This window comes from Jiangella endophytica, assembly GCF_003427025.1.
Taxonomy (GTDB): domain Bacteria; phylum Actinomycetota; class Actinomycetes; order Jiangellales; family Jiangellaceae; genus Jiangella; species Jiangella endophytica.
Genome location: NZ_QVAI01000003.1, coordinates 147,280 through 172,167, shown reverse-complemented (window position 1 = coordinate 172,167; position 24,888 = coordinate 147,280). Strand labels below are relative to the sequence as shown.

Sequence of the window (24,888 nt, the reverse complement as noted above, 5' to 3'; positions counted from 1 at the left end):
TCTCCCGCTTCACCAGGCACGCATGCCTGGTGAAGCGGGAGCAGCCCAACTGCACGTGATCATTTCGGGCTGGGGCGGAGATCAGCCGCGCGGCTTCTCCTTCATCTCGTAGGTCTCGATGCGGTCGCCGACCTTGATGTCGTTGAAGGAGCCGAGGCTGATACCGCACTCGAACCCGTCGCGGACCTCGGTGACGTCGTCCTTCTCGCGCCGCAGCGACACGACCGTGAGGCTCTCGCCGACCACCACGCCGTCGCGGATCAACCGCGCCGACGCGTTGCGCCGCATGATGCCGTTGGTGACCATGCAGCCGGCGATGTTGCCGATCTTGGACGACCGGAACACCTCGCGGATCTCGGCGGTGCCGAGCTGGACCTCCTCGAACTCCGGCTTGAGCATGCCCTTGAGGGCCGCCTCGATCTCCTCGATGGCCGAGTAGATGACCGAGTAGTACCGGATCTCCACACCCTCGCGGTCGGCCAGGTCCTCGACCGTCCGGCTCTGCGGCCGGACGTTGAAGCCGATGATGATGCCCTGGTCGATGGAGGCGAGGTTGACGTCGTTGGCCGTGATGGCACCGACGCCGCGGTGGATGATGTTGAGGTTGACCTCGTCGCCCACGTCGATCTTGAGCAGCGCGTCCTCGAGCGCCTCGACCGAGCCGGACACGTCGCCCTTGAGGATCAGGTTCAGCGTCTCGACCTTGCTCTCGGCCATGAAGCTCTCGAGCGTGACCCGCTTGCGGGCCTTGGCCAGGGCCGCGTTGCGCTCCATGGCCTCGCGCTTCTCGGCGATCTGCCGCGCGGTGCGGTCGTCGTCGGCGACGAGGAACTTGTCGCCGGCGCCGGGCACCGCGGTGAGGCCGAGCACGAGGACCGGACGCGACGGCTCGGCCGCCTCGACCGGCTTGCCGTACTCGTCGAGCATGGCACGCACCCGGCCGTAGGACTGACCCGTGACGATGGCGTCGCCCGGGCGCAGCGTGCCGCGCTGCACCAGGACGGTGGCCACCGGACCACGGCCGCGGTCGAGGTGACCCTCGATCGCGACGCCGCGAGCCGGCATGTCGGGGTTGGCCCGCAGGTCCAGCGCCGCGTCGGCGGTGAGCAGGACGGCCTCGAGCAGCTTGTCGATGTTCAGGCCCGGCTTCGCCGCGACGTCGACGAACATGGTGTCGCCGCCGTACTCCTCGGCCACCAGGTTGTACTCGGTGAGCTGCTGGCGGATCTTGGACGGGTTGGCGCCCTCGACGTCGATCTTGTTGACCGCGACGACGATCGGCACGCCGGCCGCCTGGGCGTGGTTCAGCGCCTCGATGGTCTGCGGCATGACGCCGTCGTCGGCCGCCACCACGAGGATGACGATGTCGGTGACCTGCGCACCACGGGCACGCATGGCGGTGAACGCCTCGTGACCCGGGGTGTCGATGAACGTGATGGCCCGCTGCTCGCCGTCGTGCTCGACCGAGACCTGGTAGGCACCGATGTGCTGGGTGATGCCGCCGGCCTCGGACTCGACGATGTTCTCCTTGCGGATGGCGTCGAGCAGCTTCGTCTTACCGTGGTCGACGTGGCCCATGACGGTGACCACCGGCGGCCGCGGCGCCTGGGACTCGTCGCCGCCCTCCTCGGCATCGAAGTCGATGTCGAAGGACTCGAGCAGCTCGCGGTCCTCGTCCTCGGGCGAGACCATCTGGATCTCGAAGCCGAGCTCCTCGCCCAGCACCCGGAAGGTGTCCTCGTCGACCGACTGAGTGGCCGTGACCATCTCGCCGAGGCCGAACAGGACCTGGACCAGCTGCGCGGGGTCGACGTCGATGCGCTCGGCGAAGTCGGCCAGGGACGCACCGCGAGGCAGCCGGACGACCTGTCCGTTGCCGCGCGGCAGCCGCACGCCACCGATCGACGGGGCCTGCATGTTGTCGTATTCCTGGCGCTTCTGGCGCTTGCTCTTGCGGCTCCTCGCCGGCTTGCCGCCGGGACGGCCGAACGCGCCGGCCGTGCCACCGCGGCCGCGGCCACCGCCGCCACCGGGACGGCCACCGGGGCCGCCGAAGCCGCCGCCACCGCCCGGACGGCCACCGCCACCCGGACCGCCGCCGAAGCCGCCGCCACCACCGGGACGACCACCGCCGCCACCGCCGCCACCACCGGGACGGCCACCGCCGCCACCGCCGCCGCCGGGACGACCACCGCGGTCACCGCCGGGACGACCACCGCGCTCGCCGCCACCGCCACCGGGCCGCTGCGACGGGCGCGGCGGCATCATGCCGGGGTTCGGGCGCGGGCCGCCGGCACCCGGGCCACCGCCCGGACGCGGCGCCGGAGCGCTGGGCCGCGGGCCGCCCGGGCCGGGGGCACCACGGCCCTCGCCGTCGCGGCGGGAGCCGGGCCGCTGCATGCCGGTGGAGCCACCGGACGAGAACGGGTTGTTACCCGGCCGCGGGCCGCCGCCGGAGCGAGACCGGCCCATGCCGGTGTTCTCGCCGCCGAACGGGTTGTTGCCCGGCCGAGGACCGGCCGGCCGCGGCGCGGCGGGACCCGGCTTCGGGCCGCCGCCCGGACGCGGACGGTCGCCGCCCTGGCGGTCGCCGCCCTGACGCGGGCGGTCGCCACCCTGACGGTCGCCGCCCGGACGCTGGCCGGCGTCGGGACGCGGCCCCTGGCCGGAGCCGGGACGCGAGCCCTGACCCTGGCCGCGGCCGTCGCCCGGGCGCGGGCCCGGGGTCGGTGCCGGACCGGGCCGCGGGCCGGGCGCCGGAGCCGTCGCCGGCCGGGACGCGGGCGGGGCGGCCGGAGCCTGCTGCTCCGCCGCCGGCGCCGGAGCGGCCGGGCGCGGGGCAGGCCTCGCCGCCGGCGCGGCGGGTGCCGGCGCCGGTGCGGCGGCACTGGGCGTGCTGGGAATGGGTGCCGACGGCCTGGCCGTAGGGCCAGGGCGGCCGGGAGACCGCGGGGTTCCCTTACCGGTCGATTGATTGGCGAATGCGTCGCGAAGCTTGCGGACGACGGGAGCCTCGACAGTCGACGATGCCGACTTGACGTACTCACCGAGGTCGCCCAGCTTGCCGAGGACATCCTTGCTCGTCACACCGAGCTCTTTCGCGAGCTCGTGTACCCGGACCTTTGCCACTGCTCTCCTTCTCGGCCCGGGCGTGTCGGCTCGGACCGGCTAGGTGGTGCGCGTGCTCATCGCTGCGTGCTCATCGAGCGCTCGTGAGCGTCACGTCGTGTCTCCTTCATCCGTTCCGGCCGGCCGTTGCGGCCGACCAGGTCGATCCTCGTGCTCGGCGAGCCACCGACGCAGCCCAGTATCGTCGAGCGGCCCCTCGGCGCGTAATGCGCGCGAGAACGCCCGACGACGCTCGGCTTGGTCGAGGCACCCCTGGCGCGGGTGCAGGTACGCACCGCGGCCCGGGAGCCGGCCGTCGTGGTCGGGAACCAGCGCCCGTTCGGCGCCAGCACCGCCCGCGACGACGCGGAGCAGTTCGGACTTCACCGCACGAGACCGGCATCCTACGCAGGTGCGCACAGGTGACCGGCCGGGCGCGCGGTCATTCACTCGAACAGTTTAGCGTCTATCGGGCCTGAACGGTCACGCGGGCGTGTCGGCGCCCCGATCAGCGGTCTCAGGCTCGGTGTCGGGGCGGATGTCGATGCGCCATCCGGTCAGCCGCGCGGCCAGCCGCGCGTTCTGTCCTTCACGGCCGATGGCCAGCGAAAGCTGGAAATCGGGCACCGTCACGCGGGCCGACCGCGCCTCCAGATCGATGATCTCGACCCGCTGCACCCGGGCCGGCGAGAGCGCGTGCGCGACCAGCTCGGCGGGGTCCTCGGACCAGTCGACGATGTCGATCTTCTCGCCGTGCAGCTCGGTCATGACCGCCCGCACCCGAGATCCCATCGGACCGATGCAGGCACCCTTGGCGTTGACCCCGGGAACGGTCGAGTGCACCGCGATCTTGCTGCGGTGGCCGGCCTCGCGGGCGATGCCGGCGATCTGCACCGTGCCGTCGGCGATCTCCGGGACCTCGAGCGTGAACAGCTTCTTCACGAGGTTCGGGTGGGTGCGCGACACCGTGATGATCGGGCCGTGCTGGCCCTTGCGCACCTGCACGACGTAGCAGCGGATGCGGCTGCCGTGCTCGTAGCGCTCCCCCGGCACCTGCTCGGCCGGCGGCAGCACCGCCTCGACCTTGCCGAGGTTGACCATGACGGTGCGGGGGTCGCGACCCTGCTGGATGGTGCCGGAGACGATCTCGCCCTCGCGGTCGAGGAAGTCGCCGAAGGTGTTCTCGTCCTCGGCGTCGCGCAGCCGCTGCAGGATCTCCTGTTTCGCGGTGGTGGCGGCGATGCGGCCGAAGCCGTCGGGGGTGTCGTCCCACTCGCGCACGACGGCGCCGTCGTCGTCGACCTCCTGCGCCCAGACCGTGACGTGCCCGGTCTTGCGGTCCAGCTCGACGCGGGCGCGCGGCTGGTGAGTCTCGGAGCGCTGGTAGGCGAGCAGCAGCGCGCGCTCCGTCGCCTCGACGACCAGGTCGAAGGAGATGTCCTTCTCCCGCTCCAGTGCTCTCAGGAGCGAAAGGTCGATGTCCACGCTCTCAGTCCTCTTCCTCGAAATCGTCCAGATCGGTGTCGTCGGTCTTGCGGAACTCGACCTGCACCTTGGCCTTGCGGACGTCGGTGTAGGCCAACTCGCGGCTGACGCCGTCGACGTCGAGCACGGCGGCGGAGTCGTCGGCCGACACGACGCGGCCGGTGACGTCGCCGCCGTCGTGCAGGATGGCGCGCACCAACCGGCCCGTCGCCCGCGACCAGTGCCGCGGCAGCCTCAGCGGGCGCGAGATGCCCGGCGAGCTGACCTCGAGGGTGTACGGGCGGTCGCCCATGACGTCGGAGTCGTCGAGCGCCTTGGAGATGTGCCGGGACACCTCGGCGCAGCGGTCGAGGTCGACCCCGCCGTCGGCGTCGACGATGATGCGCAGCCGGCTGCGGCGGCCCGCCTGGGACAGCTCCAACTGCTCGAGGTCGAGACCCTCCGACGCCACCACGGGCTCGATGACCTGCTCCAGAAGGTCATGAGTAGCCGATGTCATCGGATGCCCCTTCCTCGATGTCGAGTTGTCTGCGGCCGTCTCATGGGATGGCGGAGTTCTTGACTCCCTGACGACAAGAGTAGCCAACACTACAGCGCAGACCGGTGATCCACGGGCACGTTCGCACCGGTTACGGTGTCCCCCGTGACGCAGAGGGTGGATGAGAGCCGGCGACGGCTGCTCGCGCTGGTCGCCGGGGCTCCGGTGCTCGGCGTGGCGCTGGCCGCGTGCGGCACCGACCCCCGCCCGAAGGCCGCCCCCGGGCCGCGGGCGCCTCTGGACGCCGACGTGAAGCTGCGCTGGCGCGCGGTACACAGCGAGCAGACGCTGCTGGCGCTGCACGCGGCCACCGTCGCGGCCCATCCGGATCTCACGGCCCAGTTGCAGCCGCTCACCGCGCACCACGACGAGCACCTGGCCGCGCTGCGGGCCGACGGGCCGCTGCCGTACGGCGCCGGCGACGGCGCGCCGGCCGCCGCCCCGCAGGTCGCGGCCGAGCCGGGAGCCGCGCTGGCAGCCGTCGCCGAGGCCGAACGGACCGCCGCCGACGCATGCGTCCTGGCGTCCCTCGCCGCCGCGGGGCCACGGCTGGCGGCCGTGCTGGCGTCGATCGCCGCGTCGGAGGCCGGTCACCGGGTGGTACTGACGTGACCACGACCCCGGCGCCGACACCGTCGACTCCCGCCCCGGCCGCTGCCGACGCGGGGATCGAGGCCGCTCAGGCGGCGCTGGCCGGCGAGCACGCCTGCGTCTACGGCTACGGCGTGGTCGGCGCGCACCTGCCCGGCGACGCCGAGACGGCTCGCGACGCTCTGGCCACCCACCGGACCCGCCGCGACGAGCTGACCGCGCTGATCGTCGCCGCCGGCTCGGCCCCGGTCGCGGCCGAGCCCGGTTACGCGCTGCCCTCCCCCGTCACCGACGCGGCGTCCGCGCGGGCGCTGGGCGTGCTGCTGGAGGAGCGGCTCGGCGCGCTGTACGCCGACGTCGTCGGCGCGGCCACCACGCCCGAGCTGCGCGCGTTCGCCGTCCGCGGCGTCGTCGCGGCCACCGTCCAGGCGATCGCCTGGGGCGGTGCCCCCACCGCGTTCCCCGGCCTGGACGGCCGCGTCTAGCGGGCCGCGTCGAGCACGTTCCCGGTGAAGGTGACGAGCTGGGCGGCGACCTCGGCGGCGTGCGTCTCGAGGAACAGGTGCCCGCCGTCGTAGAGGTGCGCCTCGAGGGTCTCCATGTCCTGGTGGTAGGCCAGCACCTCCGCGATATCGAAGTACACGTCGTGCCGGCCCCACAGCACCAGGCACGGCGGCTGGTGCTCGCGATGGTAGGCGGCGATCTCGGGGAACCGCGCCACGTGGTGCTGGTAGTCGACGAAGAGCTGGAAGTGCGCCTCGACGTTGCCGGGCCGCGTCAGCCGCTCCCAGTCGAGGTGCCACGTCTCGCGCGGCTGCAGGACCTGCAGTTCCGGCGACAGCCCGCTGAGGTATTGATCGCGGGTGCCGTCGAAGGTCAGCCAGTCGGGCAGCGCCGCGCGGTTCTCCGCGGTCGGCTCCGCCCAGTACTGGCGGGCGGTGTCCCAGATGTCACCGAGGCCCGCCTCGTGCGTGTTGCCGTTCTGCACGACCAGCCCCAGGATCCGGTCCGGATGGCGCAAGGCCATGAGGTACCCGACCGGCGTGCTGTAGTCGGTCACATAGAGCACGTAGCGCCGCACGCCCAAGGAGTCCACCAAAGCCTCGATGGCCCGCGAAAGACGCTCGTAGGTGTACTCGTACTCGTCCGGCTGCGGCGCGTCCGAGAACCCGAACCCTGGCAGGTCCGGCGCGACGACGTAGAAGCGCTCGCCCAGCACGGGGAGCACCTCGCGGAACGAGTGCGACGAGGCGGGGAAGCCGTGGAGGAGCAACACCGCCGTCGACGACGGGACGCCCGTCTCGCGGTAGTGCAACCGCAGCCCGCCGACGTCGCGGAACAGGTGTCTGGTCTTGGCTGCGTATCTCATGCCGTAACCCGTACCCCCGGCCTCACTGGTTATTCCTAGAGGTCGAAGCGGTCCAGCGCACGCAGCTTGTTGGTGACGTCGAGCGCGGCGACCTTGTAGGCCTCAGACAGCGTCGGGTAGTTGAAGACGGTGTCGACGAGGTAGTCGACGGTGCCGCCGCAGCCCATGACCGCCTGCCCGATGTGGACGAGGTCGGCGGCGCCGGTGCCGAACACGTGCACGCCGAGGATCTGCCGCGTCGCCGGGCTGACCAGCAGCTTCAGCATGCCGTAGGAGTCGCCGACGATCTGCCCGCGGGCCAGCTCGCGGTAGCGGGAGATGCCCACCTCGTACGGCACGGCGTCCTGCGTCAGCTCGACCTCGGTGCGCCCGCAGTAGGAGATCTCCGGGATGGTGTAGATGCCGATCGGCTGGATCTCGCGCAGCTCGTTGGCCGGCTCGCCGAACGCGTGCAGCGACGCCAGCCGCCCCTGGTCCATGCTGGTGGCGGCCAGCGCCGGGAAGCCGATGACGTCGCCGACGGCGAACACGTGCGGGACGGTGGTGCGGTACTGGCCGTCGACGGTGATGCGCCCGCGCGAGTCGGCCTCGAGGCCGGCGTGTTCCAGCCCCAGCTCGGCCGTGAGGCCCTGCCGCCCGGCGGAGTACATGACGGTCTCGGCCGGGATGCGCTTGCCGCTGGCCAGCGTGGTGACCGTGCCGTGCGAGCCGATCTCGACCTTCTCGACCTCCTCGCCGAACCGGAACGTCACCGAGAGGTCGCGCAGGTGGAACTTGAGCGACTCGACCACCTCGGGGTCGCAGAACTCCAGCATCTGCGCCCGCTTCTCGACGACGGTGACGCGGGTGCCGAGCGCGGCGAACATCGACGCGTACTCGATGCCGATGACGCCCGCCCCGACGACGACCATGGAGTCGGGGACGCGCTCGAGCGTGAGGATGCCGTCGGAGTCGACGACCCGGCCGTCCTCGAACTCGACGTGCGAGGGGCGGGCCGGTGTCGTGCCGGTGGCGACGACGACGTTGGCCGCGGTGATCTGGCGGTGCTCGCCCGCGCCCTCGACGGCGACGGTGTGCGGGTCGACGAAGCGGCCGGTGCCGACGACGAGGTCGACGTGGTTGCGGAACAGCTGCGACCGCACCACCTCGATCTCGCGGCCGATGACGTGCTGCGTGCGGGCCAGCAGATCCTGCACCGTGATCTCGTGCTTGACCCGGTACGACTGGCCGTACAGCTCGCGCATGGACAGACCCGTGAGGTAGAGAACGGCCTCGCGCAGCGTCTTGGACGGGATGGTGCCGGTGTTGACGCAGACGCCGCCGATCATGTTCCGGCGCTCGACGACGCACGCGCGTCTGCCCAGCTTGGCCGCGCCGATGGCGGCTTTCTGCCCGCCCGGGCCGGAGCCGATGACGAGGAGGTCGTAGTCGTACTCGGGTTCGTCCATGGGCACTCCCGCTGACGGCCTGCTGGCGTCCACGACGCTAGTCTCTCGTGGACCGATCCGTGGGTCCATCGCACCTGTTCGCCGTCGCGGCGGGGCAACGGTCCAGGGTCGCGGGTGGCGCTGCCCGCGTTCCGGTGGTTCGGTGCCGGCGATGCCGTCGCGGCGGGGGCAACGGTCCAGGGTCACGGGTGGCGCTGCCCGCGTTCCGGTGGTTCGGGTGCCGGCGATGCCGTCGCGGCGGGGGCAACGGTCCAGGGTCGCGGGTGACGCTGCCCGCGTTCTCCGGAGGTTCGGTGCCGGCGATGCCGTCGCGGCGCTCGTCGCTCGCTGCTGCGACGTTGCGCGACGCCGGCTGGGCCGCGTGGCATGGCGTGGCGTCCACATGGTGAGAATTCGCGGCGGCGCGGTGGCCATCACCAGGCGTTCTCCCGCACTGCCAGGCATGCATTCCTGGTGAAGCGGGAGAACGCCTTGGGACGTGCGGCCCGCGACGTTGATCATGGAGAAGGGCGCGTTTCCCATGCCCGGGAACGCCACTTTCTCCATGATCAACTCGGTTCGTGGCCCCGACGGCGGCTACGGCGGTAGAGGCGTGCCCAGACTCGCCCCGTCCCCCTGATAGCTGCCAGTTCTTCGACCGCGCGGCCGCGGGTCAAGCGGTCATCGTCGGCGCGAAGCGCCCAATGGTCCGCTTGAGGCGCGGTCGCGCGGCTGAGAAAATGGGCAGCAGGGGGACGGCGAACGGCACGAGTCCCGGCGAACGAGTGCGCCGGCCACCCAGTACGCCGGCCAACTGGGTGCACCGGGCCCACCCGAGTCAGCCGACCAACCGGGCCCGCCCGGCCGACACGAACACAATCGGGCTTCGGGCCAGTACGCCCGCCACCCAGACACCGAACCGACCCGAGTCAGCCGACCACCCCGCACACCGACCGACCGGACACCGGGCCGACCCGAGTCAGCCGACCAACCGGGCCCACCCGGCCGACGCCCCTGGCGGCACCGCGCCGGCCGGATGGCGCGGTTGCCGACTGGACGCCGCTGCCGGCCTCACTGCCTGAGCCGGCGACCCGTCGCCGTCATCAGCACCGCCGACCCGATCAACAGCGCACCGGCCAGACCGGCCGCGCCGAGCCGCTCGTCCAGCACGATGGCGCCCAGCGCGGCGGCCGTCAGCGGCTCGAGCAGCGAGAACAGCGCCGCCGACCCGGTCGCGACGGTGCGCAGGCCGGTGAAGTACAGCCCGTAGGCCAGCGCCGTCGGTGCCAGCCCCAGGTAGACGAGTAGGCCGAGCGTCCCGGCGTCCAGGTCGACGGAGACACCGCCGGCCAGCGCCGCGATCGGCAGCAGCAGCAACCCGCCGGCACAGAACGAGAGCCCCGCCGTCGGCAGCGCCCCGAGGTCGTCGACCGGCCGGGCGCCGAGCATCGTGATGGCGGCGAACCCGGACGCCGAGGCGAGCGCGCACGCCGTCCCGGCCAGGACGGCTGCCGGGTCGCCGGCCGCGGGAGTGCCGACCAGCAGCGCGAGCCCGGCGAGCGCCGTCGCGATGGCCACCAGGATGCGCCGGTCCGGCCGCCGCCGGCCGAGGACGCTCTCGGCGAGGACGACGAGCACGGGCGCCGCGCCCAGCGTGACGAGCGTGGCCAGGCTGACCGACGTCAGCGAGACGGCGGCGAAGTAGCAGCTCTGGTACAGCGCGGCCAGCGCGCCGAGCAGCACCAGCCGGCGGACGCCGCGACCGGACGGGCGTAACCGGTGCAGCCGGCCGCTCGCCAGCAGCCAGACGACGACCAGCCCACCGCCCACCAGCAGGCGGAACGCGGCGACGGCGAGCACGCCGAGGCCGGTGCGGTCGATGAGCAGCGCGCCGGTGAGGCCGCCGGTGCCCCAGAGGACCCCGGCGCCCATGACCGAGAGCAGGTCAGTGCGCGACGAGGACGGTGCGAGGGTACGAGTGTGTTCCACGGTTCGGCTCCTGCGACGTGAAGAGGGAAGAGACGCGCGGGAGCGGGACGCGCAGGAGTGCACGAAGAAGCCGGCCGCCCGTCAGAGGGGCAGCCGGCGCGCTGGGACGCGCCCAGCTAGAGAGCGGGGGGCGGGGTGATCGGGTACGTCCGATGCATGAACGGGATCATACGGGACGTTCCGGTGCCGGGCGATACGTGCCGAACGACCACACGTTGCCCTCGGGATCGCGGGCGGCGTAGTTGCGCGACCCGTAGTCGGTGTCGGTGAGCGCCATGACGATCTCGGCCCCGGCCGCGACGGCGCGGGCGTGGTGCGCGTCGGGGTCGTCGACGGCGACGTAGACGCCGTTGGGCGCGAGGTCCCAGAGGCCGTCGCCGGCGCCCAGCGTGCCGAGCATGACGATGCCGGTGCCGTAGCTCAACTCGGCGTGCACCACGACGCCGTCGTGCTCGGTGACCTCGTGCTCGGCGAAGCCGAACGCCTCGGCGAGGAAGGCGATCGCCGCGCGGGCGTCGCGGTAGCGAAACAGCGGATAGAGCGTCGGGGCGGTGTCCATGCGCGCCAGGCTAGGTGTGCCCGGCACCGCGGAGCTTGTACTTATGGGACCTCGGCCGCGACCTGCGCACCGGTCCGCTCGGCCGCCAACTGGGACGGTGTGCAGCCGGCCAGGGCGCGGAACTCGCGCACGAGGTGGCTGTGGTCGGCGTAGCCGGCCTCGGCGGCGAGGTCGCTGAGCGACGGGGCGCGGTCCAGCAGCCGTACGGCCCGGGCGAACCGCAGCACCCTCGCGGCCTCCTTCGGGCCCTGGCCGACCTGCTCGCGGAACCGGCTGGCGAGATGCCGCCGGCTCCAGCCGACCTCGGCGGCCAGCGTGCCGATGCGCAGCCGGCCACCGGAGCGACGCAGCCGCTCCCATGCCCACCCGACCTCGGCGTCGACCGGCCGCGCTGCCTCCGAGCGGTGCGACCAGAACACGTCGGCCAGCGTGAATCTCGTGGCCCAGTCGGGCGCCTCGACCAGCCGCTCCACGAGCTCGTCGGCGGCCTGCCGCCCGACCACGTCGGACAGCCGGATCGACCCGTCGCGCAGGTCGGCGCCGGCCAGGCCGAGCAGCCGGTGCGCGCCCAGCGGCGTGAGGTCGACCTGCAGGCCGCATTGGCCGCCGACGAACTCGGTGACGGCGAAGGTGTCGTGGAACCCGGCCACGAACGAGGTCAGCTCGCCGCTGAGGCCGGGTGAGCGCACCGACAGCGAGTCGCCGAAGCTGATGATGACCGGCACCCGCGGCCCGGGCAGCTCGCGGCGCCGCACCGGCACCGGCGAGTGCTCGACGTACCCGCAGTACCCGACGACGTCGCCGGCCAGCGCCGCATGGGCGGCGCCGGCCGGGTACACGCCGTGGAGCGGACCGGTCATGCGTCCTATTCTGCGACGATCTCCCGCAGGCGGTCGACGACCTCGGCGACGGGGACCTCCTGGCGCTCGCCGGTGACGCGGTCCTTGATCTCGACGACGCCGCCGGCCAGGCCGCGGCCCACGACGACGATGGTCGGCACGCCGATCAGCTCGGAGTCCTTGAACTTCACGCCCGGGCTGACGCCCTTGCGGTCGTCGTAGAGGACCCGCACCCCGGCCGCGTCCAGCTGCTCGGCGATGCCGGACGCCGCCGCGAAGACCGCGTCGTCCTTGCCGGTGGCCACCAGGTGGACGTCGGCGGGCGCGACCTCGCGCGGCCAGATGATGCCGGCGTCGTCGTGGGAGTTCTCGACGATGGCGGCGACGGCGCGCGACACGCCCACGCCGTAGGAGCCCATGGTGACGGTGACCAGCTTGCCGTTCTCGTCCAGCACCCGCAGGCCCAGCGCCTCGGCGTACTTGCGGCCGAGCTGGAAGATGTGCCCCATCTCGATGCCGCGGGCGGTCTCGAGCGGGCCGGAGCCGTCGGGCGCGGGATCGCCGGCGCGCACCTCGGCGGCCTCGATGGTGCCGTCGGCGGTGAAGTCGCGCCCGGCGACGAGGTCGATGACGTGCTTGCCGGGGGTGTCGGCGCCGGTGACCCAGCGGGTGCCCTCGACGACGCGGGGGTCGACGAGGTAGCGGATGCCGGACGCGTTCTTCTCCCCCAGCACGCCCGGGCCGATGTAGCCCTTGACCAGCCTCGGGTGCTTCGCGAAGTCCTGTTCGGTGAACGGCTCCAGCTCGGCCGGCTCGATCTGCGCCTGCAGCCGCTTCTCGTCCACCTCGCGGTCGCCGGGGACGCCGATGGCGAGCGGCTCGCGGGTGCCGTCCGGGTGATGCAGGACGACCAGCACGTTCTTCAGCGTGTCCGACGCCTGCCAGGGCCGGTCGTCGCGCGGGAACCGCTCGTTGAGGTGAGCGACGAGGGTCTCGATGGTCGGCGTGTCCGGGGTGTCCTCGGCGTGCGCCGCGGCGACGTCGTCGTACGGCAGCGGGTCGGGCACCGGGGTGGTCACGGCCTCGACGTTGGCCGCGTAGCCGCCGGCCGAGCGGACGTAGGTGTCCTCGCCGTTCTCCGCGGTGGCGAGGAACTCCTCGCTGGCCGAGCCGCCCATGGCGCCGGACGTCGCCTTGACGATGACGTAGTCGAGGCCGAGGCGGTCGAAGATCTTGATGTACGCGGCGCGGTGGGCGAGGTAGGACGTCATGAACGCCTCGTCGGAGACGTCGAAGGTGTAGGAGTCCTTCATGACGAACTCGCGGCCGCGCAGGATGCCGGCGCGCGGCCGGGCCTCGTCGCGGTACTTGGTCTGGATCTGGTACAGCGCCAGCGGGAGGTCCTTGTACGACGAGTACAGGTCCTTCACCAGCAGGGTGAACATCTCTTCGTGCGTGGGCCCGAGCAGGTAGTCGCCGCCCTTGCGGTCCTGCAGCCGGAAGAGGGTGTCGCCGTACTCCTCCCACCGGTTGGTGGCCTCGTAGGGCTCGCGGGGCAGCAGCGCCGGGAAGTGCACCTCCTGCGCACCGATGGCGTTCATCTCCTGACGGACGATCTCCTCGACGTTGCGCAGCACCCGGTAGCCCAGCGGCAGCCAGGAGTAGATGCCCGGCGCGGCCCGGCGGACGTACCCGGCCCGGACCAGCAGTTTGTGGCTCGGCACCTCGGCGTCGACCGGATCCTCGCGCAGGGTTCGCAGGAACAACGTCGACATGCGCAGGATCACGGGGTTCTCCAGGGCTTCCACGGACGGATCGGACGATGAAGGACGAGGATAACCGGCCGGTCAGCGGACGGTCACGGCGATTCCAGCGGGACCGCCCCGGCGGCCGCGCCGCCCCGGCTGAGCACGATCTCCGTGGTGCGGTCGCGTGCCTGCCGCAGCCGCGCGGCCGTCGCAGTCCCGGTGTCGCCGCCGGCGAGCGCCGCGGGCACGTCGAGCACCTCGACCGGCGGCTGGTAGGTCTGGTAGAGCGGCAGGAACTCGGCCTTGGTGACGGTGAACGCGCCGCTCGCGGTGTCCTCGGTGAAGGTGAACCGGGTGAGCAGCCCTTCGGCCTTCGGGCCCTCCGGTTCGGCGTGGTTGGCCATCAGGTTGCCCATGCCGTAGACGACCCACTCGCCGCCGATGTTCTCCATCGGCTGGACGACGTGCGCGTGGTGGCCGAGCAGCAGGTCGATGTCGGGCGACGCGATGAGCTCCGGCGCCAGCTCGGTCTGCAGCGCGTTCGGCTCGTGGACGTACTCGTCGCCCCAGTGCAGCGCGGCGACGACGACGTCGGCGCCCTCGGCGCGGGCGGTGGCGGCGTCGGCCAGGACGCGGCCGGGCTCGATCTCGTTGCCGCGCCAGGTCTCGCCATCGGGCGCCGGGATGCCGTTGAAGCCGAACGTGTACGAGAGCAGCGCGACGTCGACGGGGTCGCCGTCGGCGGCGACCTGGACGTGCGTGATCGTCTGGGCCTCGTCGGGGGTGCGGGCCGAGCCGGCGTGCGCCAGGCCGGCGGCATCGAGGGTGTCGAGGGTGCGGTCGACGCCGGCGGCGCCCTGGTCGAACGTGTGGTTCGACGCGGTGGTGCAGGCGTCGTAGCCGGTCTCGGCCAGCGCCGTCGCGATCTGCGGCGGGCCGGAGAACGTCGGGTAGCCCTCGTACGGGCCGCCGGCCGGGGCCAGCGGCGTCTCCAGATGACAGACGGCCAGCCCGGCGCCCTGGACGATCGGCGCGATGGTGGCCAACTGTGGCGCGAAGTTCATCTCCTCGCCCGGCCCGGCGTCGTTGCGCGCCTGCGTCCACAGCCGCTCGTGCAGCAGCACGTCACCGGTCGCGACCAGCGTGAACGTGCGCGGGTCGGGGGTCGGTGACGGCGTGGGCGACGGCGTGTCGGACGTGGCGGGCGCCGACGGGGTGGTGGGCGCGGCGCCCGGGTCGTCGCCGTCGCTCCCGCAGCCGGCGGCCACGAGCAGGGCGGCGACGACGGCGGCGAGACGGGTGAGTCGGCGGTTCATCGCGGTCCAGTGTGCCGGACGGGGCGGATGTTCACCCGTGACTTCAGAACATGATCGTGGCGAACCGGCCGACCTCGGTGAAGCCGACCCGGCGGTACGCGCCCCGGGCGGCGACGTTGAAGTCGTTGACGTAGAGCGTGACGGCCGGGGCGATCTCGCGTAGCGCGTACTGGACGACGGCCGCCATGCCGCCGACGGACAGCCGCTCGCCGCGGCGGTCCGGCCGCACCCAGACGCCCTGCACCTGGCAGGCGTGCGGCGTGACCGCGCCGATCTCGGCCTTGAAGACGATCTCGCCGTCCTCGAACCGGGCGAACGCGCGGCCGGCCCGGACCAGCTCGGTGAGCCGCGCCTTGTAGTACGCGCCGCCGTCGGTGCCCGTGGGCGAGACGCCGACCTCCTCGGTGAACATCGCGATGGCGGCCGGGAAGAGCAGGTCGATCTCGTCCGCGCGCACCCGGCGTACCTGCGGGTCGGCCGGGACGGCCGGCGGTGAGCTGAGCGCCATGACCGGCTGGCACGAGCGCACCTCGCGGGCCGGGCCCCACTCGGGGCGGAGGAGGTCCCACATCGACAGGACGGCGTCGGCCGGCCCGACGATGGACGAGCAGCGACGCCCGCGGCGGACGGCGAGGTCGGCGAAGGTGCGGGCGGCCCGGGCGGACGCCGCGACCGGCACCAGGTTCGCGCCGGAGTAGCACAGCGACCGCAGCCGGCTCTCCTCGTAGTAGCCCCACAGCTCGCCGGCCAGCCGCGACGGCGCAAGGCCGGACGCGTGCACCCGGGCGCCGACGAACACGTCGAGGCAGGGGTCGCGGTCGAGCAGCGCGACGGTGTCGTCCAGGTCGGCCTGGTTCAGCGGCCGCACCGCCGTCGACGTCCCGATCACGTCGCCCCCTCTCCCCCGAGTGTCGCCGTCAGGCGACGGTGACCACCGGCCCGCCGTCGCCGTCGCCGGCGTCCATCGACTCGGCGATGCGCATGGCCTCCTCGATCAGCGTCTCGACGATCTCCGACTCCGGAACCGTCTTGACGACCTCACCCTTCACGAAGATCTGGCCCTTGCCGTTGCCGGATGCTACGCCCAGATCGGCCTCGCGCGCCTCCCCAGGGCCGTTCACCACGCAGCCCATGACGGCGACACGCAGCGGGACCTCCATGCCCTCGAGCCCGGCGGTGACGCGGTCGGCCAGCGTGTAGACGTCGACCTGGGCGCGGCCGCAGGACGGACAGGACACGATCTCGAGCTTGCGCGGGCGCAGGTTCAGCGACTGCAGGATCTGGTTGCCGACCTTCACCTCTTCCACCGGCGGCGCGGACAGGGAGACGCGGATGGTGTCGCCGATGCCCTTCGAGAGCAGCGCGCCGAACGCCGTGGCGGACTTGATGGTGCCCTGGAACGCCGGACCGGCCTCCGTGACCCCGAGGTGCAGCGGCCAGTCGCCGCGCTCGGCCAGCAGCTCGTAGGCGCGGACCATGACGACGGGGTCGTTGTGCTTGACCGAGATCTTGAAGTCGTGGAAGTCGTGCTCCTCGAACAGCGAGGCCTCCCAGATGGCGGACTCGACCAGCGCCTCGGGGGTGGCCTTGCCGTACTTCTCGAGCAGCCGAGGGTCGAGCGAGCCGGCGTTGACGCCGATGCGCAGCGAGATGCCGGCATCCTTGGCCGCCTTGGCGATCTCGCCGACCTTGTCGTCGAACTTCTTGATGTTGCCCGGGTTGACGCGGACCGCGGCGCAGCCGGCGTCGATGGCCGCGAACACGTACTTCGGCTGGAAGTGGATGTCGGCGATGACCGGGATCTGCGACTTCTTCGCGATGGCCGGCAGCGCCTCGGCGTCGTCGGCACTGGGCACGGCGACCCGGACGATGTCGCAGCCGGCCGCCGTGAGCTCGGCGATCTGCTGCAGCGTCGCGTTGATGTCGGTGGTCGGCGTGGTGGTCATGGACTGCACGCTGACGGGGGCGTCGCCGCCCACCTCGACCTTGCCGACGTGGATCTTGCGCGACGGCCGGCGCGGCGCGAGCACGGGCGGCGGCAGCTGCGGCATCCCCAGGGCGACGTTCATGCGAATTCCACTCTCTCCTTGCTCTTCTAGCCCAGTAGCCGGACGGGGTTGACGAGGTCGGCGTAGATCAGCAGCGCGCTCATGCCGATGAGCACGACGGCGACGCCGTAGGCCAGCGGGAGCGCCTTGGCGACGTCGACCGGCTGCGGCTCGGGCCGGCGGAACACCTTGGCGAAGGCCCGCTTGATGGCCTCCCAGATGGCGCCGGCCGCGTGGCCGCCGTCGAGCGGCAGCAGCGGCACCAGGTTGAAGATGGCGATGGCCATGTTGAACGAGGCCAGCATCATGACGAACGTGGCCACCCGCTGGGCCGCGGTGAGCCCGTCGGCCGACGCGATCTCGCCGCCGATGCGTCCCGCGCCGACGATGCTGACCGGTGTTTCGGGGCTGCGCTCGCCGCCGCCGAACGCCGCGTCCCACACGTCGACCATGCGCTGCGGGATGCGCGACATGGCCTCGGCGGTGTTGCTGATGAAGCCGCCGGTCCACGCGAGCGTGCCGCCGACGGACTCCTGCTGGAAGTGGTCGAGCGTCGGGGCGATGCCGAGGAAGCTGGTCTCGATGGTGGCGCCCTCGGGCCCGTTCGGGTCGGGCCGCTCGGCCAGCTCGAGGTTCGGCGCGAGGTCCATGCGCTGACCGTCGCGCTCGATGACCATCGGCATCGGGCCCGGGCCGGCGTCCTGGATGGCGTCGGAGACCTCCGTCCAGGTGTGCATCGGCTTGCCCTCGATCTCGAGGACGCGGTCGCCGGGCAGGATGCCCGCCGCGGCGGCCGGTGCGGCCGGGTAGCCGGTGCAGTCGTCGCCGGCCTGCGCGGCCTCCGAGGCCGGGATGACGCACTTGTTCACGAGGCTGACGACGGGGGCGAACACCGGCTTGTCGGGGTTGCCGAACGTCATCAGCACGCCGCCGGCCAGCACGATCGCGAGGACGATGTTCATGGCCGGCCCGCCGAGCATGATGATGAGCTTCTTCCACCACGCCTTGCGGTAGAACACGCGGTCCTCGTCGCCGGGGCCGATCTCCTCGCGCGACGCGGTGCGGGCGTCGCGGGCCATCGTCTGGAACAGGCCGGTGCTGGACTGCCGCAGGTGTGTGGCGTCGCCGCCGGGCTCGGGCGGGAACATGCCGATCATGCGGACGAAGCCGCCCAGCGGGATGGCCTTGACGCCGTACTCCGTCTCGCCCCGCTTGCGCGACCACACCGTGCGGCCGAAGCCGATCATGTACTGGCTGACCTTGACGCCGAACAGCTTCGCCGGCACGAGGTGGCCGATCTCGTGCAGCGCGATCGAGATGATCAGCCCGACGGCGAACAGCAGGATGCCGAGGACGGCGAGCAGGTCCATCAGCGTTCCTCTTCCGATCCGGCGAGCTCGCGCGCACGGGCTCGCGCCCAGTGCTCAGCGGCCGCCACGTCGTCGACGCTCCGTGCGTCACCACCACCGTACTCGTCAAGGATACGGTCGATGGTGTCGACGATGCCCACGAACGGCAGCCGGCCGGCCACGAACGCGGCCAGGCACTCCTCGTTCGCGGCGTTGTAGACGGCGGGTGCCAGACCGCCGCGGACGCCTGCGCTGCGGGCCAGCTCCACGGCGGGGAACGCGTCGTTGTCGAGCGGTTCGAACTCCCAGGTCGAGGCCTTCGTCCAGTCGCAGGCGGGCGCGGCGTCCGGGACGCGGTCCGGCCACGACAGCGCGAGCGCGATGGGGATACGCATGTCGGGCGGGCTGGCCTGCGCGATCGTCGACCCGTCGGTGAACTCGACCATCGAGTGGACGATCGACTGCGGGTGCACCACCACCTCGATCGCGTCGAACGCGACGTCGAACAGCAGGTGCGCCTCGATCAGCTCCAGCCCCTTGTTCACCAGGTTCGCCGAGTTGATGGTGACGACCGGGCCCATGCTCCACGTCGGGTGCGCGAGCGCCTGCTCGGGCGTCACGCCTTCCTGTTGCGCGCGCGTGCGGCCGCGGAACGGCCCGCCGCTCGCCGTCAGGACGAGCTTGCGCACCTCGGCGCTCGTGCCCGCGCGGAGACACTGGGCGAGGGCGCTGTGCTCGCTGTCGACGGGGACAATCTGGCCGGGCTTGGCCCGCTGCTTCACCAGCGGGCCGCCCGCGATGAGCGACTCCTTGTTGGCCAGGGCGAGCGTCCGGCCCGACTCCAGCGCGGCGAGCGTGGGGGCGAGGCCGATGGACCCGGTGATGGCGTTCAGCACCACGTCGCCCTGCTGCGACGCCAGCTCGGCCGCCGCGTCGGGCCCGGCGAGGATCTTGGGGACGCGGTACTCGCCGGACTCGTAGCCGCGCTTGCCGGCCTCGGCGTAGAACGCCAGCAGGAGGTCCTCGGCGGCGCCCGCCTTCGCCACGGCCACCGTCTCGACGCCCAGCTCCAACGCCTGCGCCGCCAGCTGCGCCGGATCGGACCCGCCGGCGGCCAGGCCGCTGATGCGCAGCCGGTCGGGATTCCGCCGCGCCACGTCGATGGCTTGCGTGCCCACCGAACCGGTCGAACCCAGGATGACGACGTCGCGGACGCTTGGCATGGGCTCCATTCTCCACCGGGAACCTGAGAGGAGGGTGATCGCGTCGGGACGCGAGGCGCAACGGACCGCGCGACCCTGACGCTGTGTCCCACTCCACGCCGATGGTCCCGGCCCCGTGGATGCCCATCGTGGTGACGATCGGCATCGGCGCGAGCTGGCCGGCCCGGGCCAGACGCACGGTCTGAAGATGCCGCCCTCGGAGAGCACGCGGGTGAGGACTTCCTCCGGCGCCGAGTGAGATGCGGCGATGGGCAGCGTGCGGAATCGCCGTGATCGAACTGCCCACTCGGCGTCGGCAGAATCAGCCTCCCTGGCCGACGGCCGCGATGCCGGATCGAATGAGCACAACGCGCCCCTGACATTTCGGAGGTCAAGCATGTGCGGCATCACCGGTTGGGTCTCCTTCGAGCGTGACCTCAGGCTCGAGCGCGAGACCATCGACGCGATGACGTCCTCGATGATGCTCCGAGGTCCTGACGCCGGCGGCACGTGGCTGGGCAGACATGTCGGACTCGGTCACCGGCGCCTGGCGGTCATCGACCTGGCCGGGGGCGTCCAACCCATGGTCGCGGAGGGTCCCCACGGCCGCGTGGTGATCGTCTACAGCGGTGAGGTCTACAACTTCCTCGAACTCCGCCGCGAGCTCGAGTCTCGGCGTCACCGATTCACCACGAGCAGCGACACCGAGGTCGTGCTCCGGGCCTATCTCGAATGGGGCGCTCAGTCGACGGAGCGGCTGAACGGAATGTTCGCCTTCGCCATCTGGGATGAAGGGACATCGCAGCTCACGCTGGTTCGCGATCGGCTCGGAATCAAGCCGCTCTACTATTTCCCGACTCCTGACGGCATGGTGTTCGGATCGGAACCGAAGGCGATCCTCGCGAACCGCGCGGCGCTCAGGGCCGTCGACGCGGACGGCCTGGCAGAGCTGTTCCCCGAGATCCGCACTCCGGGCCGGTCACCGTGGAAGGGCATGCACGAAGTACAGCCCGGAACCTCTGTGATCGTCGGGCGTGGCGGAATGACCACGCACGCCTATTGGAGATTGCCGGTCAAGGAGCACACCGACGACCGGGCGACGACCGTCGAACGGGTCCGCGACCTGATGGCCGATACCGTCGGCCGCCAGCTCGTCGCCGACGTTCCGCAGTGCGTGCTGCTCTCTGGTGGTCTGGACTCGAGCGCGGTCGCGGGCTTGGCGAGCGCGCACCTCGCTTCAGCGGGCGAGACGCTGCGTACCTTCTCGGTCGACTTCGTGGGCCATGCCGACAACTTCAAGCCCAGCAAGATCCATCTCACTCAAGACACCCCGTTCGCCAGACAGGTCGCCGAACACGTGGGTACCGCGCACAGCAACATCGTGCTCGACCTCGACGAGATCACCGACCCGGACGTCCGCCGCTCGGTCGTGGCGGCGCGCGACATGCCAGGGCTCGGCCAGTTGGACGCATCTCTCTACCAGCTGTTCAAGGCGATCCGCCAGGAGTCGACCGTGGCGCTCTCCGGCGAGTCTGCTGACGAGTTGTTCGGCGGCTACCCCTGGTTCCACGACGAAGCGGCCTGCAGAGCAGACACATTTCCGTGGCTCGCCTGGCGGTCCTCGAGCCAGAAGTCACCCAGCCCGCTGACCTTCATTCTCCGGCCTGACGTGCTCACTCATATCGACATACGGGCCCGCACAGCGGCCCAATACTCATCGGCCGTCGCCCAGATCGAGCATGTCGACGGGGCGAGCGACATCGCACGTCGTATGCGTGTCGTCAACCACCTGGCGCTGACCCGCATGGTGCGGACGTGGCTCGACCGCAAGGACCGGGTATCGATGGCCGTCGGGCTGGAAGTGAGAGTTCCGTACTGCGATCACCGGCTCGTCGAGTACGTCTACAACGTTCCGTGGCCACTCAAGACCTTCGACGGGAGAGAGAAGAGCCTCCTACGACACGCCACCCAGCACGTCTTGCCGCCATCAGTGGTCCAGCGCAGGAAGAGCGGCTACCCGGCGACCGTCGACCCGCGCTACCGCACGGCGCTCCAACAGCAGGCCAAGGACATCCTCACCGAGGAACAGCACAGCGTCTTCGACATCGTCAGTGTCGATTGGTTGCGGACGGCCGCCCAGTACGACGTGAACAGCCTCCCTGACAACTTCCTGGAAGGTATCGGGATCGTGCTGGACCTGTATCACTGGATCGACATCTACCGCCCCACACTGTCGCTCCCGTGAGCGGAGCAGAACTGACGCCGGTACGACCCGAACAGGCTCACTCGCCTAGCACGGCGTTCTGGAACGCATGGCCGGCTCGGTAGACGGCTCTTTCATCGAAGTGCCGGCCGACGAACTGTACGGACGTCGGCAGCTGGTCGTCGCCGGGGAACCCCGGAACGGACAACGCAGGATGTCCCGTGAGGTTGAAGACCGACGTCCAGTTCATCTTCGACCTCGCGACGTCCTCGGATTCGCCGGCACTCCCCTCGCTCACGCCAAGCCGGTCGGGGCCGGTCGGCCAAGTAGGCGCGACGAGCAGATCGACGTCTTGGAACAGGCTGCTCACCTGACGACGGAGTTCCCATCGGAGATTCTGTGCGCGTGCGTAGTGCTCACCAAGCCGACTCCTGCGCAGATGCTCGGCCGTGAGCGCCATGGCCAGAGCCTCGTCCGGGAGCGAATAGCGCCCACCGAGGTCCGGGCCGGCCGGCTGGAGCCGGCTCTCGTCGATCCGGCCGAGATGCCCTTGGCCTTGCCCGAACCACTCGGTCATTCCGGTGAGCCCCATCGCCAGCGACGCTCGCCACATGGCGTAGCCATGACGCCACCAGGGGACGGAGACATGGGTCACGAGCGCACCCAATCCGATCAAGACCTTCTGCGCCTGCTTGAAGGCGTCGAGCGACCGGCTCGTGCAGCGGTCGGGGTCGACGGATTCGGCGATGACACCGACCCGCAGCCCGTGCAGACCATCGCCGAGGAAGGCCGTGTAGTCGGTCGCAACCGGATCGGCGCGTACCCATTGCGGGTCTCGCGAGTCGCCGCCGGCCAGAACACCGAGCATGACCGCGTTGTCGGCGACGCGTCGGGTCATGGGACCGATGTGATCGAGGGTGTGATCCCAATAGGTGAGCCCGTACGACGGCACCAGGCCGTGAGTCGCCTTCATGCCCACGATCGCGCACCAGGCTGCCGGGACCCTGATGCTTCCGCCCTGGTCGACGCCGAGAGCGGCATCGACCAGGCCGCTGGCGACCGCTACGGCCGATCCAGACGACGAACCACCCGCCGAGAAGGCCGGATCGAGCGGATTGCGGATCCGCGTACCCAGCGCGGTCTTCGCCGTGATCGTCGCGCCGGCATCGAGGATCCGCTCGACGACCACGGCGTCCTCCGCGGGGACGGGCCCGTCGGCTCCTCCGTCGGGCGGAGCCATGGGGATGCCGGCAACAGCGATGTTGTCCTTCACGCCTACGCGAAGTCCATGCAGTGCCCCAGAGGAGGCGCCCGACACCTCACAGACCCAGCTCACGGCGCCGTAGTCGTCTTCGCCCGGCTCTGGCTTGCGGAAAGGACGGCCCTCAGGTCGTATCGACAGGTCGGGAACATCCAGCCGCTGAAGTTGCGCGAAGACGTCGAGCAGCTCAGCCACCCGCCGGTGCTCGTCGTCGACTCGATCTTCTCGCAGCCGAACGCCGAGCCGAGCGGCATAGTCGGCCAGCTGTCGCCGCGTCGGTCCTAGCACGCCGCCTCCCGTCATCGTCGCTGCCTTTCATGCCCGACCGTGGACCCCGGCCGGCCACGGCGTTCCTTGGAGCGAAACGCCAGATTCATCGTAGGGGCATCCGCATCGCAGGAAGGCGCCCATGAGCCCGCACCAGGATTCGCCGAAGCTCGTCCTCGCCATCACCTGCGTCGCGCAGTTCATGGTGATCTTGAATGCCACGATCGTCGTCGTGGCGTTGCCGGCCATCCAGAGCGATCTCGGCATCGCGGCCGGCGACCTCATCTGGGTCGTGAACGCCTACCTCGTGACCTTCGGCGGCTTCCTGCTGATCGGTGGACGCAGTGCGGACATCTTCGGCCGTCAGCGCATGCTTCTCGTCGGCACCACCCTCTTCACGGCTGCCTCGCTATGGGGAGCGACGTCGACGTCGGCGGCGACCCTCCTCTCGGCCCGAGCGGCCCAGGGTCTTGGTGCCGCCGTGATCATGCCGGTGACCCTGTCACTCGTCATCGTCTCGTTTCCGGACGGGCGACCACGCCGCCGCGCTCTCGCCTTGTGGTCGGCGGTCAACTCGGGAGCCGTGAGCATCGCCTTCTTCATCGGCGGGTTCCTGAGCCAGACCTTCTCATGGCAGGCGATCTTCCTGGCGAATGTACCCATCGGAGTCGCCCTGATCGTGGCCGTCGTCACCGTCGTCGACACCGACCGGCCGCTCGACCGTGGCGGCGTCGACCTGGGCGGAGCACTCACGATCACGACCAGTTCGGTCGCAGCGATCCTGACCGTGCAACGGAGCGAGCGGGAGGGCTGGACCGATCTCTCGACACTGCTGCTCTGTGCCGTCACCGTCACGTTCTTCGTCGCGTTCATCATGCTCGAACGGACTCACCCCAGACCACTGGTCCGGTTGCCGATGTTACGGAAGCCCAACTTCGCGGTGGCGATCACCTCGATCTCCGCGGTCGCCGGCGCCATGATGGCCACGTCGTATCTGCTGACACTCTTCTTCCAGCGCAGCCTCCAGTGGTCGCCGCTCGAGACCGGCTTGGCGTACATCCCACCGTCCATCGCGCTCTCGGTCGCCGCGCTCGCGACGGCTCCGCTCCTTCAGCTCACCACCCCGCGGCACGTACTGGTGTCCGCCCTCCTTCTCCTCGCGGGCGGCGCTGCGCTCCTGACCCGGATCAGCCCGACGAGTCACTATGCCGCCGACATCCTCCCCGCCATGATGCTGATGTACGCCGCCGTCGGTTGTGCCGGCGTGACGCTCTCGGTGCTGGTCACCACCAAGATCCGTGACGACGACGCGGGAATGGCATCGGGGGTGGTCGCCGCGTCCCATGACATCGGCGGCGCACTGTGGCTCGCCGTCTTCACGTCCCTTGCCGCAGGCGGCGCAGGCTCCACGATGGTCTCCGCAGAGGACAGCCTCGCGATCACGAGCGGCTATCCGATGGTGTTCTGGGCCATGGCGGTTCTCGTCGCGCTGGGAGCTGCCGGAGCATTCGTGATGTTGCGTCGCTGGAGACCCGGCCCCTGAGACCGGCCGTCGGTCAGCGTTGCGGCGGATCACCGCCTGGCGGCCG

Annotated in this window: 20 protein-coding genes; 4 read left to right on the top strand and 16 right to left on the bottom strand. The window is 71.2% G+C overall.

Annotation, left to right across the window (positions count from 1 at the left end):
• Positions 1 to 81: 81 nt before the first annotated feature.
• From infB to rimP, 4 genes are all read right to left on the bottom strand, one after another.
• Positions 82 to 3,129 (bottom strand): translation initiation factor IF-2, encoded by a 3,048-nt coding sequence (gene infB / locus DZA62_RS36755; protein ID WP_116948299.1) that lies wholly within the window; start codon positions 3,127 to 3,129, stop codon positions 82 to 84.
• A gap of 90 nt (positions 3,130 to 3,219) precedes the next feature.
• Positions 3,220 to 3,528, bottom strand: coding sequence for a YlxR family protein (locus tag DZA62_RS07745; protein ID WP_116948298.1), 309 nt, complete (start codon positions 3,526 to 3,528; stop codon positions 3,220 to 3,222).
• A 63-nt stretch (positions 3,529 to 3,591) separates the two neighbouring features.
• Entirely contained in the window at positions 3,592 to 4,593 is a 1,002-nt protein-coding gene (gene nusA / locus DZA62_RS07740; RefSeq protein WP_116948297.1) for a transcription termination factor NusA, read from the bottom strand.
• Between the two features lie 4 nt (positions 4,594 to 4,597).
• Positions 4,598 to 5,092, bottom strand: a complete 495-nt coding sequence (gene rimP / locus DZA62_RS07735) for a ribosome maturation factor RimP (RefSeq protein WP_116948296.1) — start codon at positions 5,090 to 5,092, stop codon at positions 4,598 to 4,600.
• Between the two features lie 144 nt (positions 5,093 to 5,236).
• Here rimP and DZA62_RS07730 point away from each other — a divergent pair, with 144 nt between their 5' ends.
• Positions 5,237 to 5,743 (top strand): hypothetical protein, encoded by a 507-nt coding sequence (locus DZA62_RS07730; RefSeq protein ID WP_116948295.1) that lies wholly within the window; start codon positions 5,237 to 5,239, stop codon positions 5,741 to 5,743.
• Positions 5,740 to 6,207: a ferritin-like domain-containing protein gene (locus tag DZA62_RS07725; protein WP_198663520.1), complete on the top strand. Its 468-nt coding sequence runs from the start codon at positions 5,740 to 5,742 to the stop codon at positions 6,205 to 6,207. Before DZA62_RS07730 ends, DZA62_RS07725 begins: the two co-directional genes overlap by 4 nt.
• On the opposite strand, the gene DZA62_RS07720 is transcribed toward DZA62_RS07725, so the two are convergent.
• The 11 genes from DZA62_RS07720 to dxr form a co-directional block, all read right to left on the bottom strand.
• Entirely contained in the window at positions 6,204 to 7,091 is an 888-nt protein-coding gene (locus tag DZA62_RS07720) for an alpha/beta fold hydrolase (RefSeq protein WP_116948293.1), read from the bottom strand. The two genes, DZA62_RS07725 and DZA62_RS07720, sit on opposite strands and share 4 nt — an antisense overlap.
• A gap of 35 nt (positions 7,092 to 7,126) precedes the next feature.
• Positions 7,127 to 8,539, bottom strand: coding sequence for a Si-specific NAD(P)(+) transhydrogenase (gene sthA, locus DZA62_RS07715; RefSeq protein ID WP_116948292.1), 1,413 nt, complete (start codon positions 8,537 to 8,539; stop codon positions 7,127 to 7,129).
• Positions 8,540 to 9,589: 1,050 nt separating this feature from the next.
• The gene (locus DZA62_RS07710; protein ID WP_198663519.1) at positions 9,590 to 10,507 is read right to left on the bottom strand and encodes a DMT family transporter; all 918 of its coding nucleotides are present in this window, start codon (positions 10,505 to 10,507) and stop codon (positions 9,590 to 9,592) included.
• A 166-nt stretch (positions 10,508 to 10,673) separates the two neighbouring features.
• On the bottom strand, positions 10,674 to 11,066 hold the full coding sequence (locus DZA62_RS07705; protein ID WP_116948290.1) for a VOC family protein: 393 nt from the start codon (positions 11,064 to 11,066) through the stop codon (positions 10,674 to 10,676).
• Positions 11,067 to 11,107: 41 nt separating this feature from the next.
• Complete coding sequence (locus DZA62_RS07700) at positions 11,108 to 11,926, bottom strand: AraC family transcriptional regulator (RefSeq protein WP_116948289.1); 819 nt, start codon at positions 11,924 to 11,926, stop codon at positions 11,108 to 11,110.
• A gap of 5 nt (positions 11,927 to 11,931) precedes the next feature.
• Positions 11,932 to 13,692, bottom strand: a complete 1,761-nt coding sequence (locus DZA62_RS07695) for a proline--tRNA ligase (protein WP_116948602.1) — start codon at positions 13,690 to 13,692, stop codon at positions 11,932 to 11,934.
• A gap of 71 nt (positions 13,693 to 13,763) precedes the next feature.
• A complete protein-coding gene (locus DZA62_RS07690) occupies positions 13,764 to 14,969 on the bottom strand; it encodes a CapA family protein (protein WP_116948288.1) in 1,206 nt (401 codons plus the stop codon).
• 43 nt (positions 14,970 to 15,012) lie between these two features.
• On the bottom strand, positions 15,013 to 15,855 hold the full coding sequence (locus DZA62_RS07685; protein ID WP_116948601.1) for a GNAT family N-acetyltransferase: 843 nt from the start codon (positions 15,853 to 15,855) through the stop codon (positions 15,013 to 15,015).
• Positions 15,856 to 15,886: 31 nt separating this feature from the next.
• Complete coding sequence (ispG, locus tag DZA62_RS07680) at positions 15,887 to 17,020, bottom strand: flavodoxin-dependent (E)-4-hydroxy-3-methylbut-2-enyl-diphosphate synthase (RefSeq protein ID WP_408618434.1); 1,134 nt, start codon at positions 17,018 to 17,020, stop codon at positions 15,887 to 15,889.
• 44 nt (positions 17,021 to 17,064) lie between these two features.
• Entirely contained in the window at positions 17,065 to 18,387 is a 1,323-nt protein-coding gene (locus tag DZA62_RS07675) for a M50 family metallopeptidase (RefSeq protein ID WP_116948287.1), read from the bottom strand.
• Positions 18,387 to 19,589, bottom strand: a complete 1,203-nt coding sequence (dxr, locus tag DZA62_RS07670) for a 1-deoxy-D-xylulose-5-phosphate reductoisomerase (protein WP_116948286.1) — start codon at positions 19,587 to 19,589, stop codon at positions 18,387 to 18,389. Before dxr ends, DZA62_RS07675 begins: the two co-directional genes overlap by 1 nt.
• 376 nt (positions 19,590 to 19,965) lie before the next feature.
• Here dxr and asnB point away from each other — a divergent pair, with 376 nt between their 5' ends.
• Complete coding sequence (asnB, locus tag DZA62_RS07665; protein WP_116948285.1) at positions 19,966 to 21,813, top strand: asparagine synthase (glutamine-hydrolyzing); 1,848 nt, start codon at positions 19,966 to 19,968, stop codon at positions 21,811 to 21,813.
• A gap of 37 nt (positions 21,814 to 21,850) precedes the next feature.
• On the opposite strand, the gene DZA62_RS07660 is transcribed toward asnB, so the two are convergent.
• Complete coding sequence (locus tag DZA62_RS07660; RefSeq protein WP_157987537.1) at positions 21,851 to 23,227, bottom strand: amidase family protein; 1,377 nt, start codon at positions 23,225 to 23,227, stop codon at positions 21,851 to 21,853.
• Between the two features lie 214 nt (positions 23,228 to 23,441).
• Between DZA62_RS07660 and DZA62_RS07655 the strand changes: the two genes are divergently transcribed.
• A complete protein-coding gene (locus tag DZA62_RS07655; protein ID WP_116948283.1) occupies positions 23,442 to 24,842 on the top strand; it encodes an MFS transporter in 1,401 nt (466 codons plus the stop codon).
• The last annotated feature ends 46 nt before the right edge of the window (positions 24,843 to 24,888 follow it).